General features: G+C 69.9%; 12 protein-coding genes. 10 read left to right on the forward strand and 2 right to left on the reverse strand.

Going from position 1 to position 15,033, the window contains the following annotated elements; translation table 11 throughout:
• Window positions 1–80 precede the first annotated feature (80 nt).
• A complete protein-coding gene (locus ACOYR3_RS19205) occupies window positions 81–668 on the forward strand; it encodes a YqiA/YcfP family alpha/beta fold hydrolase (RefSeq protein WP_422843901.1) in 588 nt (195 codons plus the stop codon).
• A gap of 72 nt (window positions 669–740) precedes the next feature.
• Here ACOYR3_RS19205 and ACOYR3_RS19210 read toward each other — a convergent pair whose 3' ends face one another.
• A complete protein-coding gene (locus tag ACOYR3_RS19210; protein ID WP_422843902.1) occupies window positions 741–2,312 on the reverse strand; it encodes a PglL family O-oligosaccharyltransferase in 1,572 nt (523 codons plus the stop codon).
• Between the two features lie 96 nt (window positions 2,313–2,408).
• On the opposite strand from ACOYR3_RS19210, the gene ACOYR3_RS19215 reads away from it, so the two are divergent.
• The 7 genes from ACOYR3_RS19215 to ruvC all read left to right on the forward strand — a co-directional run bounded on the left by ACOYR3_RS19215 (window position 2,409) and on the right by ruvC (window position 10,301).
• Window positions 2,409–4,481, forward strand: coding sequence for a ribonuclease catalytic domain-containing protein (locus ACOYR3_RS19215; RefSeq protein ID WP_422843903.1), 2,073 nt, complete (start codon window positions 2,409–2,411; stop codon window positions 4,479–4,481).
• Window positions 4,482–4,512: 31 nt separating this feature from the next.
• Window positions 4,513–5,373 carry an energy transducer TonB gene (locus tag ACOYR3_RS19220; protein WP_422843904.1) on the forward strand — a complete coding sequence of 287 codons (861 nt, stop codon included), beginning with the start codon at window positions 4,513–4,515 and terminating at the stop codon, window positions 5,371–5,373.
• 124 nt (window positions 5,374–5,497) lie between these two features.
• On the forward strand, window positions 5,498–6,340 hold the full coding sequence (gene aroE / locus ACOYR3_RS19225; protein WP_422843905.1) for a shikimate dehydrogenase: 843 nt from the start codon (window positions 5,498–5,500) through the stop codon (window positions 6,338–6,340).
• A gap of 42 nt (window positions 6,341–6,382) precedes the next feature.
• Window positions 6,383–7,117, forward strand: coding sequence for a monofunctional biosynthetic peptidoglycan transglycosylase (mtgA, locus tag ACOYR3_RS19230; protein ID WP_422843906.1), 735 nt, complete (start codon window positions 6,383–6,385; stop codon window positions 7,115–7,117).
• Between the two features lie 806 nt (window positions 7,118–7,923).
• Window positions 7,924–8,685, forward strand: coding sequence for a lysophospholipid acyltransferase family protein (locus tag ACOYR3_RS19235; protein ID WP_422843907.1), 762 nt, complete (start codon window positions 7,924–7,926; stop codon window positions 8,683–8,685).
• Window positions 8,686–8,700: 15 nt separating this feature from the next.
• Complete coding sequence (locus ACOYR3_RS19240) at window positions 8,701–9,693, forward strand: phosphatidate cytidylyltransferase (RefSeq protein ID WP_422843908.1); 993 nt, start codon at window positions 8,701–8,703, stop codon at window positions 9,691–9,693.
• 59 nt (window positions 9,694–9,752) lie between these two features.
• The gene (gene ruvC, locus ACOYR3_RS19245) at window positions 9,753–10,301 is read left to right on the forward strand and encodes a crossover junction endodeoxyribonuclease RuvC (protein WP_422843909.1); all 549 of its coding nucleotides are present in this window, start codon (window positions 9,753–9,755) and stop codon (window positions 10,299–10,301) included.
• Between the two features lie 14 nt (window positions 10,302–10,315).
• On the opposite strand, the gene ACOYR3_RS19250 is transcribed toward ruvC, so the two are convergent.
• A complete protein-coding gene (locus tag ACOYR3_RS19250) occupies window positions 10,316–11,203 on the reverse strand; it encodes a LysR family transcriptional regulator (protein ID WP_422843910.1) in 888 nt (295 codons plus the stop codon).
• Between the two features lie 100 nt (window positions 11,204–11,303).
• Between ACOYR3_RS19250 and argC the strand changes: the two genes are divergently transcribed.
• Window positions 11,304–12,242 (forward strand): N-acetyl-gamma-glutamyl-phosphate reductase, encoded by a 939-nt coding sequence (gene argC, locus ACOYR3_RS19255; RefSeq protein ID WP_422843911.1) that lies wholly within the window; start codon window positions 11,304–11,306, stop codon window positions 12,240–12,242.
• 313 nt (window positions 12,243–12,555) lie between these two features.
• Complete coding sequence (locus ACOYR3_RS19260) at window positions 12,556–15,033, forward strand: IPTL-CTERM sorting domain-containing protein (RefSeq protein ID WP_422843912.1); 2,478 nt, start codon at window positions 12,556–12,558, stop codon at window positions 15,031–15,033.

Below are 15,033 nucleotides of genomic sequence, written 5' to 3' on the forward strand. Positions count from 1 at the left end.
GCTCAGCCCCGAAATACGGAGCGCATGCGCTCATCTTATGCCCCGCCCATCCCCTTCCATAGCGGTGATTCCCCTGCCCCATGACCACCACCCACCTGCTGTACCTGCACGGCTTTCGCTCGTCGCCCCAATCGGCCAAGGCCCGGCTGATGGCGGCCTTCGTGGCGCAGCACCATCCGGCCGTCACCTTCTGGTGCCCGCAGCTGCCGCCCTCGCCCCGGGAGGCCATGGAACAGGTCGCGCAGGGCATCGCCGGGTGGCCGGGCGCTGCGATGGCGGTGATCGGCTCGTCGCTGGGCGGCTTTTATGCAAGCTGGGTGGCGCAGCACAAGGGGTGTGCCAGCGTGCTCATCAACCCGGCCGTGCACCCGGCGCGCGACCTGGCGCGCTACATCGGCGAGCAGACGGCCTGGCACGATCCTGCCGAGCGCTTTTTCTTCCGGCCCGAGTTCATTGAGGAACTGCGGGCGCTGGACGTCTCGGGCCAGCCTGCGGCGGGCCCGGAGCTGGCGCTCATCGCCCAGGGCGACGAGGTGCTGGACTGGCGCGAGATGGCGGCCCGCTACCCGCAGGCCCGGCAGGTGGTGCAGGCGGGCGGGGACCACGCACTGTCGAATTTTGCGGACTACCTGCCCCAGGTGGCCGCCTTCCTGGAACTCGCGCGCTGACCCACAGCCCGGCGCTTGCGCCCCTGCGGTGCTCCGGTGCACGGTGCGCACTGCCGACGGGCTTCGCGTACATCAAGGGCCGGAAGCGCCCGCGGCGGGCGGCGCCGCGGGCGCGCCCTTCCAGCGGCGGTAGTCGTCGGGGTAGGCGATGCGGTAGCGCTGCAGATGGAAGGCCGCCTCGTCGTCCCGGCCCAGCATCACCGCGCTTTCAATGAGCAGCTCGATGACACGCGGCTCGGGCGAGTAGTGAAGCAGCTGCCGGGCCAGGGTGTTCAGCTCCGCGGCGTTCTCGCGGGTCAGGCCCGTGGTCGTCAGCCGGGCAAAGTCGAGGGTGCTGGAAAACAGCAGGGACCGCGACACCTTGGCCTGCGTGTTCTCGCGGTAGGCCGCCGCCCGCTGTGCGGCGGGCTTGAAGATCTGGCTCACGCGGTGGTAGTCCCACGCGGCCACGGCACAGGCGCTGGCCACCGCCAGCGCAGCGCCCGCCAGCACGGCCGCTGGCACACGCAGCTCCCGCTGCCGCGGCCAGGCCAGGATCGCCAGGCACAACAGCGCCACCAGCTGGAACGGCCCGTACCACAGCGGGTACTCCAGCAGGCTGTGCAGCCCGATGAAGGCCAGCGCCCCCCAGGCCAACTGGCGTGCGGGCTGGGTTTCGCGCCAGGGCCGCGCCCACACGCACAGCGCCAGTGCGCCACCGCACAACACCAGCGCCGTGGGCAGGCCCAGCTCCACCGCCAGGTGCAGCGGCAGGTTGTGGGCGTTGTCCAGCAGCACGCAAAACCGCTCGCCGGGAAACAGGGTGACGTAGTGCGCGTAGTCCAGCTCGCCCCAGCCCCAGCCCAGCCAGGGCTTCTGCGCGATGAGGGTCAGCATGTTGGACCACAGCACCCGGCGGCTCGTGCACGCACGGGAGCCGTCGGCAAAGCGGTGGAACAGCGCATCCGCCCGCACGCCCTGCCAGCGCCACAGCGCCTCGGGCAGCACCCAGGCCGCCAGGAGGAACAGCGCCAGTCCCACGGCGGCCCAGCGCAGCGCGGCGCTTTTGCCCGCCCCGTGCCACAGGGCCACCAGCCCCAGCAGCAGCGCCCACTGCAGCGCCACCGTGCGCGACGCCGTGGCCGCCGCGCCCACGGCCAGCACCGCCAGCGCCACCGCGGCAGCCACGCCCCAGGCCGGGGACATGCCGCGCGCCGGCGGTCCCGCCGTGCCCAGGGCCTGGCCGTTCAGCGGCCGGGCATGCAGCGTCCACCACAGCCAGGCCCAGGCGCCCAGGCTCAGCAGGGTGCCCTGCTGGTTGCGCTGGCGCAGGTTGCCCACCGCCTGCCCCGGCACCGAGGCATGGATCCACGGCCCCAGCCCCACGTCGCCCACCCAGTACTGGACCAGCCCGATGCCGCTGGCCAGCACCGCAGCCCCGCCCAGCCCGCCGGCCAGCACCAGCGCCCACCAGCGCGCGTCACGGCGCGCGTGCCCAGGCGCCGGGTGCGCCGACACCGCCCCGAGCAGCAGCAACACGGCCACGCAGGTCCACGAGGCCACCAGCGGCCAGAAATTGGACATCGGCGCGTCCGTGACCGCGAAAAGAAACGGCAGAGCCACCGCCAACATGGCCAGCGGCGCGGCAATGGCATCAAACAACATGGGGCTTTCCAGCGGCCCGTCGGGCAAAGCCCTGGATCATAGGTGCTGGCCAGCGGCGCACCGGCCGGCATGCCCACCCATGGGAGAATCCTCGCCATGCATGCACTGTTTGAAGAAGCCGGCAAGTTCCTGGCCGGCCGTATCCTGTCGGAAGCCGACACCTCCGCCCAGGTCGAGCTCGATTCCGGCAAGCGGGTGAAGGTCAAGGCCGCCAACGTCCTCCTGAAGTTCGAAAAGCCCGCCCCCGCGGAGTTCATCGCCCAGGCGCAGGCCGTGGCCGAGACCATCGAGCTCGACCTGGCCTGGGAGTTCGCCCCCGAGGACGAGTTCGGCTTTGCCGACCTGGCGCGGGACTATTTCTCCGACAACGCCACGCTGGCGCAGCAAGCGGGTGCGCTGCTGCGCCTGTACGAGGCGCCGCACTACTTCCGCCGTGCGGGCAAGGGCCGGTTCAAGAAGGCCTCGGCCGAAATCCTGCAGCAGGCGCTGGCCGCCATCGAGAAGAAAAAGGCCCTCCTCGCGCAGATTGACGAGTGGGCCGCGGCCCTGGGCCGGGGCGAGTGCCCGCAGCCCATCCGCGAGCAGCTCTACAAGATCTTGTTCAAGCCCGACAAGAACGCGCCCGAGTACAAGGCCGTGGTCGAGGCCAGCCGCGCCACGCACACCGCGCCGCTCGATCTGCTGCAAAAGGCCGGCGCCATCGACTCGGCCTACCAGTTCCACTGGAAGCGCTTCCTGTTCGAGAACTTCCCCAAGGGCACGGGCTTCCCGGCGCTGACGGCGCCCGCCATTGCGGACGAGCTGCCGCTGTCGCCAGCGCAGGCCTACTCCATCGACGACTCGCAGACCACCGAAATCGACGATGCCCTGTCCGTGCAGGGCCTGGGCACGGGCACCGTGGTGCTGGGCATCCACATCGCCGCGCCGGGCCTGGCCATCCAGCCCGGCAGCGCCATCGACCAGCTCGGCCGTGCGCGCCTGTCCACGGTGTACATGCCCGGCTACAAGATCACCATGCTGCCCGACGACGTGGTGCAGACCTACACGCTGGACGAAGGCCGCGCCAACCCGGCCGTGTCGCTGTACGTGACCATTGACGAGGCCACGCTGGAGTTCAAGGGCTCGGAGACCAAGCTCGAGCGCGTGCACGTGGCCGCCAACCTGCGCCACGACCAGCTCGACAGCGTGGTGACGGAAGAATGGCTCACAAACCCGGCGTTTGAGCATCAAAACGACCCGCAGCGCTTGTCTGGACTGCGCGAGCAGCTATCCTTTTTATACCACCTCGCCAAGGACCTCAAGGCCCGCCGCGAAGTCGTGCGCGGCAAGCCCGAGACCTTCAACCGGCCGGACTACAACTTCCGCCTGGTCGGCAACAACGGCGCCGAGCCCACGGGCAACGAGCAGGTGCAGATCAGCGTGCGCCAGCGCGGCGCGCCGCTCGATTTGATCGTGGCCGAGGCCATGATCGTGGCCAACAGCACCTGGGGCAGCTGGATGGCCGAGCTGGGCGTGCCGGGCATCTACCGCAGCCAGGCCAGCATGGCGCCGGGCGTGAAGGTGCGCATGGGCACCAAGGCGCTGCCGCATGCGGGCATCGGCGTGAAGGCCTATTCGTGGGCCACCTCGCCTCTGCGCCGCTACACCGACCTGGTCAACCAGTGGCAGATCATTGCCTGCGCGCGCCACGGCAAGACGGCCGCGTTGGCCGCGCCCTTCAAGCCCAAGGACGCCGACCTGTTCTCCATCATCAGCAGCTTTGACGCCGCCTACAGCGCCTACAACGGCTACCAGGCCGGCATGGAGCGCTTCTGGACGCTGAAGTACGTGGAGCAGAACGGCATCACCGAGCTGAACGCCACCGTCTTCAAGGAAGGGCCGGGCGGCAGCTTCCTGGTGCGGGCGGACGACATTCCGCTGGTCTTCCCGGTGCTGGGCGCGCAGAACCTGCCGCGCGGCGCGCGCCTGAAGGTCAAGCTGGGCGAGGTGGACGAGATCACGCTCGATATCCACGGCACCGTGATCGAGCGCCTGGACGACCCGGCGGACACCAGCGACGACGGCCCGGTGGACGATGCCGAGGACGATGACGACGCCGTGGCCGGCCCCATCGCCATTGCGGTGGACGTGAACGAAGCGCCGGCCGACGCCGCAGCCAACGCCGCCTGAGCCCCCGGATCCCCCCTGATAATCGCGGGCGATGAAACTTCCTGCCTTCCTCCGCACCTTCAGCACGCTGCAACTGGCGCTGGGCGTCTCGGTGGCGGTGCATGCCGCGCTCATCTCCGTGCGCTTCATCGACCCCGAGGGCTTCAACCGCGTGTTCCAGGACACGCCGCTGGAGGTCATCCTGGTCAACGCCAAGTCGAACGACCGCCCCGACAAGGCCCAGGCCATTGCCCAGGCCAACCTGGCCGGCGGCGGCGATGCCGACAAGGGCCGCGCCACCAGCCCGCTGCCGTACACGGCGCTCACGACCCTCGGCGACGACTTCGAGGAAGCGCAGCGCAAGATGGATGCGATGCAGGAGCAGCAGGCGCAGCTGCTGGCGCAGCTGCGCAAGCAGCTGGCCACCATGCCGGTGCCCGACCCGCGCCAGGCCGCCCAGAGCGCCGAGCAGGCCAGCGAGCAGGAAAAGCGGCGCCAGCTGGTCAAGCTGCTGGCCGAGATTGAAAAGCGCATCAACGAGGAAAACTCGCGGCCCAAGAAGCGCTACATCAGCCCTGCCACGCGCGAAGAGGCCTATGCCCTGTACTACGACGCGCTGCGCCACAAGGTGGAAGACAAGGGCACCGAGAATTTCCCCGAGCAGGGCGGCAAGAAGCTCTACGGCGAACTGACCATGATCGTCACGGTGAACCACGACGGCCGCGTGCTGGACACCGAGGTCGTGCAGGGCTCCGGCAACGCCACGCTGGACCGCCGCGCCCAGGCCATCGCTCGCGCCGCCGGCCCGTTTGGCACCTTCTCCCCCGAAATGCGCAAGAAGGCCGACCAGATCGCCATGGTGGCGCGCTTCAAGTTCACCCGCGAACAGACCCTTGAAACGAGTGTGAGGTAGCCCCCTCTGAGCCCCTGCGGCGCCTTCCACCCCGGGGGACGCCGCCAGTGGCCGGGCGAAGCCGGTTCCGCGGCGCCCCCGGCTTGGGCCCCCTCTTCCAGCGATGCACGCAGCAACAAGCCTCATGACCTCCTCCACCGACCTCTATTGCGTGATGGGCAACCCCGTGGCCCACAGCCGCTCGCCCGCCATCCACGCCCGCTTTGCCGAACTCACCGGCCAGCGCCTGCGCTACGAGCGCCGCCTGGTGGCGCTGGACGGCTTTGCCCAGGCCGTGCGCGACTTCAGGGCCGAGGGCGGGCGCGGCTGCAACATCACCGTGCCCTTCAAGTTCGAGGCGCAGGCCCTGGCCACCACCTGCAGCGAGCGCGTGCACCTGTCCGGCGCCGCCAACGTGCTGAGCTTTGGCCCCGACGGCAGCCTCCACGCCGACAACACCGACGGCCTGGGCCTGGTGGCCGACATCACCCGCAACGCCGGCGTGTCCCTGGCCGGGCGCGACGTGCTGCTGGTGGGAGCCGGCGGCGCGGCCGCGGGCGTGCTGGGCCCGCTGCTGCAGGCGGGCGTGCGCCACGTCACCGTGGCCAACCGCACGCTCTCCCGGGCCCAGGCCCTGGTGCAGACGCACAGCGCCCTGGCGGCGCTACAAAAAGCAGAGCTGCTTGCGCAGGAACCACAAGCGCTGGAGGCCGATTTTGATGTGATAATCAACGCCACCGCCAGTAGCCTGGCCGGGGCCGGGGTGCCGGTGCCGGCCCAGGTGCTGCGCCCCGGCAGCCTGGCCTACGACATGATGTACGGCCCCGCGGCCCAGGGTTTTCTGGGCTGGGCCCGCCAGCACGGCGCGGTGCCGCGCGACGGCCTGGGCATGCTGGTGGAACAGGCCGCGGAAGCCTTCCTGCTGTGGCGCGGCGTGCGCCCGCCCTCGGGCCAGGTGCTGGCGGAACTGCAGGCCGCGGCCGCATAAACGCCGCGCAACCGCCATGCAATGCTACCGGGCCACCCCGCCATGAAAGCCGTGCTGCGCTGGCTTGGCTGGGTGCTGCTGTCGCTGGTGGCGCTGCAGCTGTTTTTTGTGCTGCGCATCGCGGCCATGGTGGTGGTCAACCCGCAGTCCACCACCTTCCAGCGCTCCGAGGCCTGGACGCTGCTGTCCAGCACGGGCCATGTGCCCTGGCGCCAGCAATGGGTGCCCTATGCCGATATCTCCGACCACCTCAAGCGGGCCGTGATCGCCTCGGAGGACGACGGTTTCGTCAACCACGACGGCGTGGACTGGAACGCCATCGAAAAAGCCTGGGAACGCAACGCCAAGGCCGAAGCCCAGGCCAGCAAGGCCCTGGCCCGCGCGCCCGACCGGCCGCAGCGCGCGCCCAAGATCCGCGGCGGCTCCACCATCACCCAGCAGCTGGCCAAGAACCTGCTGCTCTCGGGCGAGCGCACCCTGCTGCGCAAGGGCCAGGAGTTCGTGCTGACGCTGGCCCTGGAGCAGCTGCTCTCCAAGCAGCGCATCCTGGAGATCTACCTGAACAACGTGGAGTGGGGCGAAGGCGTGTTCGGCGCCGAAGCCGCCGCGCAGCACTACTTCCGCAAGAGCGCCAGCAAGCTCGGCGCGGCCGAGGCCGCCCGCCTGGCCGTCATGCTGCCCGCCCCCAAGCGCTTCGAGAAGGCGCCGGGGTCGGCCTACCTGGCGGGGCGCACGCGCACGATCCTGGCGCGCATGGGAAGCGCAGAGCTGCCTTGATGCCCCCCGGCCCGCTCAGGGAAAGTGGGTTTCCTGGAAGGTCACCTTGCGCCGCAGCGGATCGAAGAAGCCGCCCTCGGGCAGCACATGCATGCGGATGTCGGCCGCCTTGGCCATGGGCCCCTCGTCGTCCACGATCTGCGCGCGGCGGGCGTCGAAGACGCTTGACGTGGTAGTTGCCCAGCACCTCCCAGGTGCCTTCGGGCCGCACCAGCAGGGCGGTTTCCTCGTCAATGCCCACGCCAATGAGCTGGGGTGCCCCCCGCCAGCGCCACGAACCGCTTTTGCACGCTCAGCGGTGTTTCGCCGCCTCCCACGATCAACAGGTGCCCCAGCGGGCGCACAAACAAGCGCCCCACAGCCGCAACGCCCGCCGGTGCCGCGGAGGGCTGCGGCGCCGGCAATGCGCTGGCCACGGTCGGAGCGGGTGGCAGGCCCTGGGCCTGGGCCGGCGCGGGCATCCCGCCCAACCAGGCCGCAGCGCCCAGCACGCCCCCGAGCAAGCCCGCCGTCGCACGGGGCCACGGCGTGCGCTGCAGCCACGCACTCGGCGGACGCCAGCACGGCGCCACAACAGCATCTCCAACCATAGGCGAGCGGAAATCAGTGATAAGGGAAAGGGGAGGTGCGTCCGGCGTTCCGCCGGTTCACGCGGGCCCGGCCCGGAATGCCGGCCGGAAGAATGGGCAGGCACCCGCAAGGAGCGGCCCATGGCAACGCTGGCGATTCTATGCAATGGCCACGGGTCGGCTCACCCCGCCGCCGCAGCGGCATGCGGCAAAGCCCCGCCACGTATCATCGGCGCCATGCTTGCCAAGTTGATGAGTCTCCTGCTGCTCGGAATCGTGCGGTTCCTCACGGGCTCCCAGGCGCGCTGGTATGGCTGCCCGCCCAAGGCCGAGCAGCGCATCTACTTCGCCAACCACCAGAGCCACGCGGACATGGTGCTGATCTGGGCCGCGCTGCCCGAGGAGTTGCGCACCATCACGCGGCCCATCGCGGCCAAGGATTACTGGACCAAGACGCCGTTTCGGCAGTGGATCACCACCGCCGTGTTCAACGCCGTGTACGTGGACCGGCAGGCCACGCCCGCGCGCCCCCCGGCGCCCGCCGCCGCCCCGCCGGACGCCCTGGCCGCCGCCTCCGCCGATGCCGCCACCGCCATGGCGGGCGGCCCCGATCCGTCCCCCGACACGCCGCCGCCCCCGCCCAGCCCCGAGGCGCTGCGCGCCGCCCTGCCAGAAGCCGACCCGCTGGTGCCGCTGGTGCGCGCGCTGGAAAGCGGCGACTCCATCGTGATCTTCCCCGAAGGTACGCGCGGCCATGGGGGCGAGCCGCAGCCGTTCAAGTCCGGCCTGTTCAAGCTGGCGCAGATGTTTCCGCAGGTGGTGCTGGTGCCGGCGTGGATCAACAACGTGCAGCGCGTGATGCCCAAGGGCGAAGTGGTGCCCGTGCCTATCCTGTGCTCGGTGACCTTCGGCGCCCCGGTGCAGCTGGAGCCGGGCGAAGAGCGCCGCCCCTTTCTGGACCGCGCGCGCCAGGCGGTAATCGCGTTGCGCGACGTGTGAGCAGGCAGCCCCCGCATGAACGACTTTCTTCGCAACCTCACGGCCACGCAGCAGATCGGCGCCCTCTTCCTGGTGGTGTTCGGCCTCCTGTCGGCGGTGACCGTCTGGGCCTTCGCGCGCACCCTGCGCGAGACAGCCAGCCAGGAGCCCGGCGCCGAAGCCCGCGCGCTGGAAGCCAAGCGCTTCTGGGGGCTGCTCAAGACCTCGTGGGTGATGGCCACCGTCTTCTGGGTGGGCTGGGTGCTGGGCGAGACCGTGGCCACGGTGCTGTTTGCCATCGTCGCGTTTTTTGCGCTGCGCGAATTCATCACCCTCTCGCCCACGCGGCGGGGCGACCACCGCAGCCTGGTGCTGGCGTTCTTCGTGGTGCTGCCCCTGCAGTTCTGGATCGTGGGCAGCAGGATGTTCGACCTGTTCACCGTGTTCATCCCGGTGTATGTGTTCCTGGCGCTGCCCGTGGCGAGCGCCCTGGCCAACGACCCGGAGCGCTTCCTGGAGCGCAACGCCAAGCTGCAGTGGGGCATCATGGTGTGCGTCTACGGCATGAGCCACGTGCCCGCGCTGCTGCTGCTGGACTTCCCGGGGTACCGGGACAAGGGGGCGTTCCTGGTGTTCTTCCTGGTGTTCGTGGTGCAGACCTGCATGGTCGTGCAGCACCTGCTGGGCCGGCGCTTTCCGCACAAGCCCGTGGCGCCGCAGGTCAGCCAGAGCTTCCAGTGGCCGAGCTGGCTGGCCGGGGTGGCTGCCGGCGGGCTGGCCGGCGCGCTGCTCACCTTCATCACCCCGTTCAAGCCCGGCCAGGCGCTCGGCATGGCGCTGCTGGCCTGCCTGGCGGGCAGCCTCGGGCACCTGGTGATGAAGGCGCTCAAGCGCGACCGCGGCATCACCAGCTGGGGCATGCAGGGCCTGTCGGTCACCGGCGCCGGCGGGCTGCTGGACCGTGTGGACGCGCTGTGCTTTGCCGCGCCGGTGTTCTTCCACTCGGCACGCTGGTACTTTGGTCTTTGAATAAAATTGGCCGCCAGCGCTTTACCAGCAAGCGCAAGCAGCTATCAAATAAATAGCAAATGCGCATTCTAGGGATCGACCCCGGCCTGCAGACCACCGGCTTCGGCGTGGTGGATGTGGAGGGCCACCAGCTCAGTTACGTGGCCAGCGGCACCATCCGCACCACCAGCCTCGCGCTGGGTGACCTGCCGGGCCGGCTGAAGGTGCTCTTCGACGGCATCACCGAAGTGGCGGCGCGCTACCAGCCGGACGTGGCGTCGGTGGAAATCGTGTTCGTCAACGTCAACCCCCAGTCCACGCTGCTGCTGGGCCAGGCGCGGGGTGCCGCCATCACGGCCCTGGTGGCCAGCAACCTGCCCGTGGCCGAATACACCGCGCTCCAGATGAAAAAAGCCGTGGTCGGCCACGGCCGCGCGGCCAAAAGCCAGGTGCAGGAAATGGTGCGCCGCCTGCTGCGCCTGCCGGGCCTGCCCGGCACGGACGCTGCCGACGGCCTGGGCCTGGCCATCACCCACGCCCACGCCGGCGCGGCCATGGGCCGCTTGGGCGAGGTGGCCACGCTGAACCGGCGCCAGCATGCGATGTACAAGGGCGGGCGCAGCTACTGAGGCCGCGGGTCGCATCACGCCTGTTTCTGCTGCCACAGCACATCCAGCACATGCTGGGTGGCGCGCTCCACCGGGCCCGCGCGGTGGGCAATGCCCAGGGGCCGCCACAGCCGGGGTTGCACGGGCAGCATGCGGATGCGCGGGTCCAGCGGCGTGGCGGTGGAGGCCTCGTGCGGCAGCAGCGTCGCCCCGTAGCCGGCCGCCACCAGGCTCTTGATGGCATCGTTGTAGTTGAGCTGGATGCGCGCCTTGGGCTGCTCGCCCGCCAAGGCAAGCCATTCGCCCGTCAGGCGCGACAGGCTGGTGCCGTCGTCATTCAGGATCAACGGCTGACCCGCCAGCCACCGGGGCGTGACCCTTCCGGGCGCCGCCCAGGCCGAGGGGACGAACGCCATCACCGGGTCGCGCCGCCAGGGCATCACCGCCACCCCACGCACCGAGGCCATGGGCAAGGCCACCAGGCCCACGTCCAGCGTCCCCAGCGCCAGCCGCGACACGGTCTCCTGCGACGTGAGCACCGCCACCTGCACATCGATGCCGGGGTGCTGTCGGCCCAGCACCTCCAGCGCCTGGGGCAGCAGGTGCGCGATGGCGCCGGTGGATGCGCCCAGCCGCACCCGCCCCTCCAGCCCCTGCACCTGGCGCCGCACCAGGTCTATGGCCTCGTCGGCATCGGCCAGCAGGCGCCGGGCCCGCTCCACCAGCACCTCTCCCGCGCCGGACGGCCGCACCTCGCCCCGCTTGCGCACCAGCAACGGCGCACCGATCGACGCCTCCAGGTCCGCAATGTGCAGGCTGACCGTGGGCGGCGCCAGGTGCAGCGTGCGGGCAGCTTCGGCGAAGGACCCGAGGTCAGCGATGGTGACCAGGGTGCGCAGCCGGTCGAGACTGAGTTCGCGCATGACGTTCAGCAGAACTGATCTTGATGTTTGTGAAATTCAACTTTTCAAAGTTTAGGCCGGCGCCGAAGATTCCGCATCCCCCACGCCAGGAATCCGCACCATGACTACCAACCAGCCCCTCGTTTTCATTGACGGCGACCAAGGCACCACCGGCCTGCAAATCCACCAGCGCCTGCACGGCCGCACCGACCTGCAGCTGCTGACACTGCCCGAGGCCGACCGCAAGAACCCCACGCGCCGCGCCGAAGCCCTCAACAGCTGCGACATCGCCATCCTGTGCCTGCCCGATGCTGCAGCCCGCGACGCCGTGGCCGCCATCCGCAACCCCGCCGTGCGCGTGATCGACGCCAGCTCGGCCCACCGCACGGACGCGCAATGGGTCTATGGCTTTCCGGAAATGGACGCTGCGCAGGCCGCGCGCATCGCCAGCGCGCAGCGCGTCAGCAACCCCGGCTGCTACCCCACAGGCGCCGTCGCCCTGCTGCGGCCCCTGGTGCAGGCCGGCTTGCTGCCTGCCGACCATGCGCTCAACATCCATGCGGTGTCGGGCTACTCCGGCGGTGGGCGGGCCCGCGTGCAAGCGCACGAAGGCCCCGAGGCAGCCCACGCGCCCGCCTTCCAGGTCTATGGGCTGCAACTGGAGCACAAGCACACGCCCGAGATCGCGCAACATGCCGGGCTGTCGCAGCGCCCGTTTTTCCTGCCCTCGTACGGCGCATTCCGCCAGGGCATCGTGCTGACCATCGGGCTGCACCTGCGGCAGCTCGCGCCGGGCACGCAAGGCGAGCACCTGCGCGCCTGCCTGCAGCAGCACTACGCCGACGCCCGCTTTGTCGAGGTGATGCCCTCCGCCACCGCCGCAGCGGCCGAGCACCTGGACCCGCAGGCTCTGAACGGCACCAACCGGTTGCAGCTGGGCGTGTTCAGCAACGCCCGGCACGGCCAGGTGCTGCTGAGCGCCGTGTTTGACAACCTGGGCAAGGGCGCCTCGGGGGCAGCCGTGCAGAACCTGGACCTGATGCTGGGTGGTGCGGCCTGATGCCAGAGCGCGTGCCAGGCGCTCTCAGCCGGCGACGCCGCATGGCGCCGCCCACGCCCTCCACCCCCGCGCCGGCCGAGCACGCCGACCGGCTGCTCAGCCTGCACGTCTGAAACGGCCTGTCAAGCGCTGCAGAACGCACAGTCAAGCCGCCCGGGCTGCGCGCCCGCAAGATCGCCGGCCGTGCGCACCCACCCGTGCCGCATGCTTCCATAAAGATAGCTTCCAGCGCTTGATACACAAGCGCTGGAAGCATTTTTCATGGCCGATCGCGGCTGGGTGGAACGCCGTTCCGCCCACCCACCCCATCGCCATGAAAACCCTTGCCCTTCGGATTGCCTCGCTGCTGCTGACAGCGGCGGCTTCCGTGTCTGCTGGTGCGGACGTTCTGTTCGACAACCTTGGCTCCACCACCGGGACGATGTCGTTGAGCGAGTCGAGCACCTTCTACACCGACCGCCGCTTCGCCAACCGCATCCCCGTGAACCCCACGCCCATGCGCATTGAATCCGTGCAGATTGCGGTGGACATCTTCAATGGCCTGCAGGTGGAGGTGTGTGACACCTCCCCAGCCAGCGCCACGCCCTACGCCGGTCCATGCACCCCCTTTGCGCCCGATGCGACCATTGCCGGCCTGCGCAGCTTCTCCGGCAACCACGTCGTTGCAGCGGGCAACTTGGCATGGGTGGTGATGCGCACCCCGACCATGGTCTACCCGGACTACAGCACCATACAAACACAACTGCACAGTGATTCCAGCGGGCTGGCCCAGACAACCGACAACGGCACCAAATGGAGCCCCAGCAAGCTAATCACCTTCGGCATGCGCATCCAAGGCACACAGCCGCCCGTCGCAGGCGCCTGCGGCAGCGCCCATGGCGTCAGCGCCATCGCCACCGCACCCACAGGCACTGCCGCGTGCGCCGCAGGCACGCTGGACACCGTCGCCCAAGGCCCCAGCCAATTCGCATGGCAGTGCCTGGGCCTGGCGGGCGGTGGCAACGCCCAATGCAGCGCGCCGCGCGGCTACACCGTCCAAACCCAAGCCAGCGGCGGCGGCAGCATCCCTGCGGGCTTCTTGGTCACCGGCGGGCAGACGGCCACGTTCCACCTGACCATCCCGCCGAATCACACCGCCTCGGCCAGCGGCTGCAACGGCGCGCTGGTGGGCAGCACATTCACCACGGGGGTGATTTACAGCGACTGCACCGTCAGCGCCGTCTTTACGCCCAACACCTACGCCATCGCCACTTCCGCCACCGACGGCATGGTCACCTGCACGCCCAACCCCGTGCCCCACGGCGGGACTGCCAACTGCACCGCCATGCCCAACCCTGGCCATCAGTTCATCGGCTGGCTGGGTGACTGTCAGAACACCGGCGCTGGCACCGGGCCATGCCAGCTCACCAACGTCACCAGCCCGCAGTACGTAAGCGCCACCTTCCAGTTCACCACCCACGGCATCAGCATCGCCCCGGTCAGCGGCGGCATGGTCAGCTGCACCCCCAGCCCCGTGCCCCACGGCCAAACCACCATGTGCGCCGCCACACCCTTGCCTGACCACCACTTCGTCGGCTGGTCGGGCGATTGCGCAGGCTCTGGCAGCAGCCCCACGTGCTATTTCCCCAGCGTGACCCGGCCGCTTGCCATCTCGGCCACTTTCGCGCCCGACACCCACGCCATCGCCACCCCTACCGCCGCCAACGGCACAGTCACCTGCGCACCCAACCCCGTCACCCACGGCCAGGATGCAAGCTGCACGGCCACGCCCGATACGGGCTACCACTTCACCGGCTGGACGGGCGATTGCTCGGGCACGGGCACTTGCCAGCTCACCAACGTGACCGCGCCGCGCAGCGTGAGCGCCATGTTTGTGCTCAACACCTATTCCATCGGCATTGCCCCCTCCCCCTCCAAAGGCACAGTCACCTGCACGCCCAACCCCGTCACCCACGGCCAGGATGCAAGCTGCACGGCCACGCCCGATACGGGCTACCACTTCACCGGCTGGACGGGCGATTGCTCGGGCACGGGCATCTGCCAGCTCACCAACGTGACCGCGCCGCGCAGCGTGAGCGCCACTTTCACCCGCGACCCGCTCGATGCCACCTGCGGCTCAGCGGCCAACGACGCTGCAGCCTTCAAGCCCAGCGCGAATCTGTGCGCCACGGGCACGGCAGGTGCCGTGCTATCCGCCAGCGGCCAATACACGTGGCAGTGCAGCGGTGAACATGGCGGTGCGGCGCAGCAGTGCAGCGCACCGTGGCAGGGCGCGGGTGGCAACGGCAATCTGGGTGCGGTGGAGGTGGACAGCGCGAACGGCTGGGAGATCCGCAGCGCCGCCTTCGCCTCCGCCTTGCCCGCACCCTTGCTGCCCCATGTGCGGGCGGTGCACGCGCCGCTGGGGCTGGTGCTGGGGCGTGCCGCTGGCCATGGCGATGCGCAAGTGACCGTGCACTTCACCACCCCCGTGCCGCAGGGGGCCATGTATTACAAATACGGCCCCAGCCCCGACGGGCTGGGCTGCACCGGCGCTGCCTGCGCGCAGCCGCACTGGTATGCGCTGCCCGGCGCGCAGTTTGCGCCCGACGGCCTGAGCGTGACCTTCACCCTGGCCGATGGCGGCATGGGCGACAGCGACTCCGTGCCCCACCAGATCACCGACCCCGGCCTGCCCGTGCTGCTGGCCCCGCAGGCCGTCCCCGCGCTCGGCCCCTGGGCGCTGGCGCTGCTTTCGCTGCTGGCGGGGGGGCTGGCGGCGGTGCGCCGTCGGGCGCTCTCGCAACGATAG

Origin of the sequence: Acidovorax sp. M2(2025), from assembly GCF_049330835.1 — a bacterium.
Lineage (GTDB): Bacteria > Pseudomonadota > Gammaproteobacteria > Burkholderiales > Burkholderiaceae_C > Acidovorax.

Coding starts and splice junctions, on each gene's coding strand:
- ACOYR3_RS19205 (WP_422843901.1), top strand. CDS start 81: ATGACCACCACCCACCTGCTGTACCTGCACGGCTTTCGCTCGTCGCCC.
- ACOYR3_RS19210 (WP_422843902.1), bottom strand. CDS start 2,312: ATGTTGTTTGATGCCATTGCCGCGCCGCTGGCCATGTTGGCGGTGGCT.
- ACOYR3_RS19215 (WP_422843903.1), top strand. CDS start 2,409: ATGCATGCACTGTTTGAAGAAGCCGGCAAGTTCCTGGCCGGCCGTATC.
- ACOYR3_RS19220 (WP_422843904.1), top strand. CDS start 4,513: ATGAAACTTCCTGCCTTCCTCCGCACCTTCAGCACGCTGCAACTGGCG.
- aroE (WP_422843905.1), top strand. CDS start 5,498: ATGACCTCCTCCACCGACCTCTATTGCGTGATGGGCAACCCCGTGGCC.
- mtgA (WP_422843906.1), top strand. CDS start 6,383: ATGAAAGCCGTGCTGCGCTGGCTTGGCTGGGTGCTGCTGTCGCTGGTG.
- ACOYR3_RS19235 (WP_422843907.1), top strand. CDS start 7,924: ATGCTTGCCAAGTTGATGAGTCTCCTGCTGCTCGGAATCGTGCGGTTC.
- ACOYR3_RS19240 (WP_422843908.1), top strand. CDS start 8,701: ATGAACGACTTTCTTCGCAACCTCACGGCCACGCAGCAGATCGGCGCC.
- ruvC (WP_422843909.1), top strand. CDS start 9,753: ATGCGCATTCTAGGGATCGACCCCGGCCTGCAGACCACCGGCTTCGGC.
- ACOYR3_RS19250 (WP_422843910.1), bottom strand. CDS start 11,203: ATGCGCGAACTCAGTCTCGACCGGCTGCGCACCCTGGTCACCATCGCT.
- argC (WP_422843911.1), top strand. CDS start 11,304: ATGACTACCAACCAGCCCCTCGTTTTCATTGACGGCGACCAAGGCACC.
- ACOYR3_RS19260 (WP_422843912.1), top strand. CDS start 12,556: ATGAAAACCCTTGCCCTTCGGATTGCCTCGCTGCTGCTGACAGCGGCG.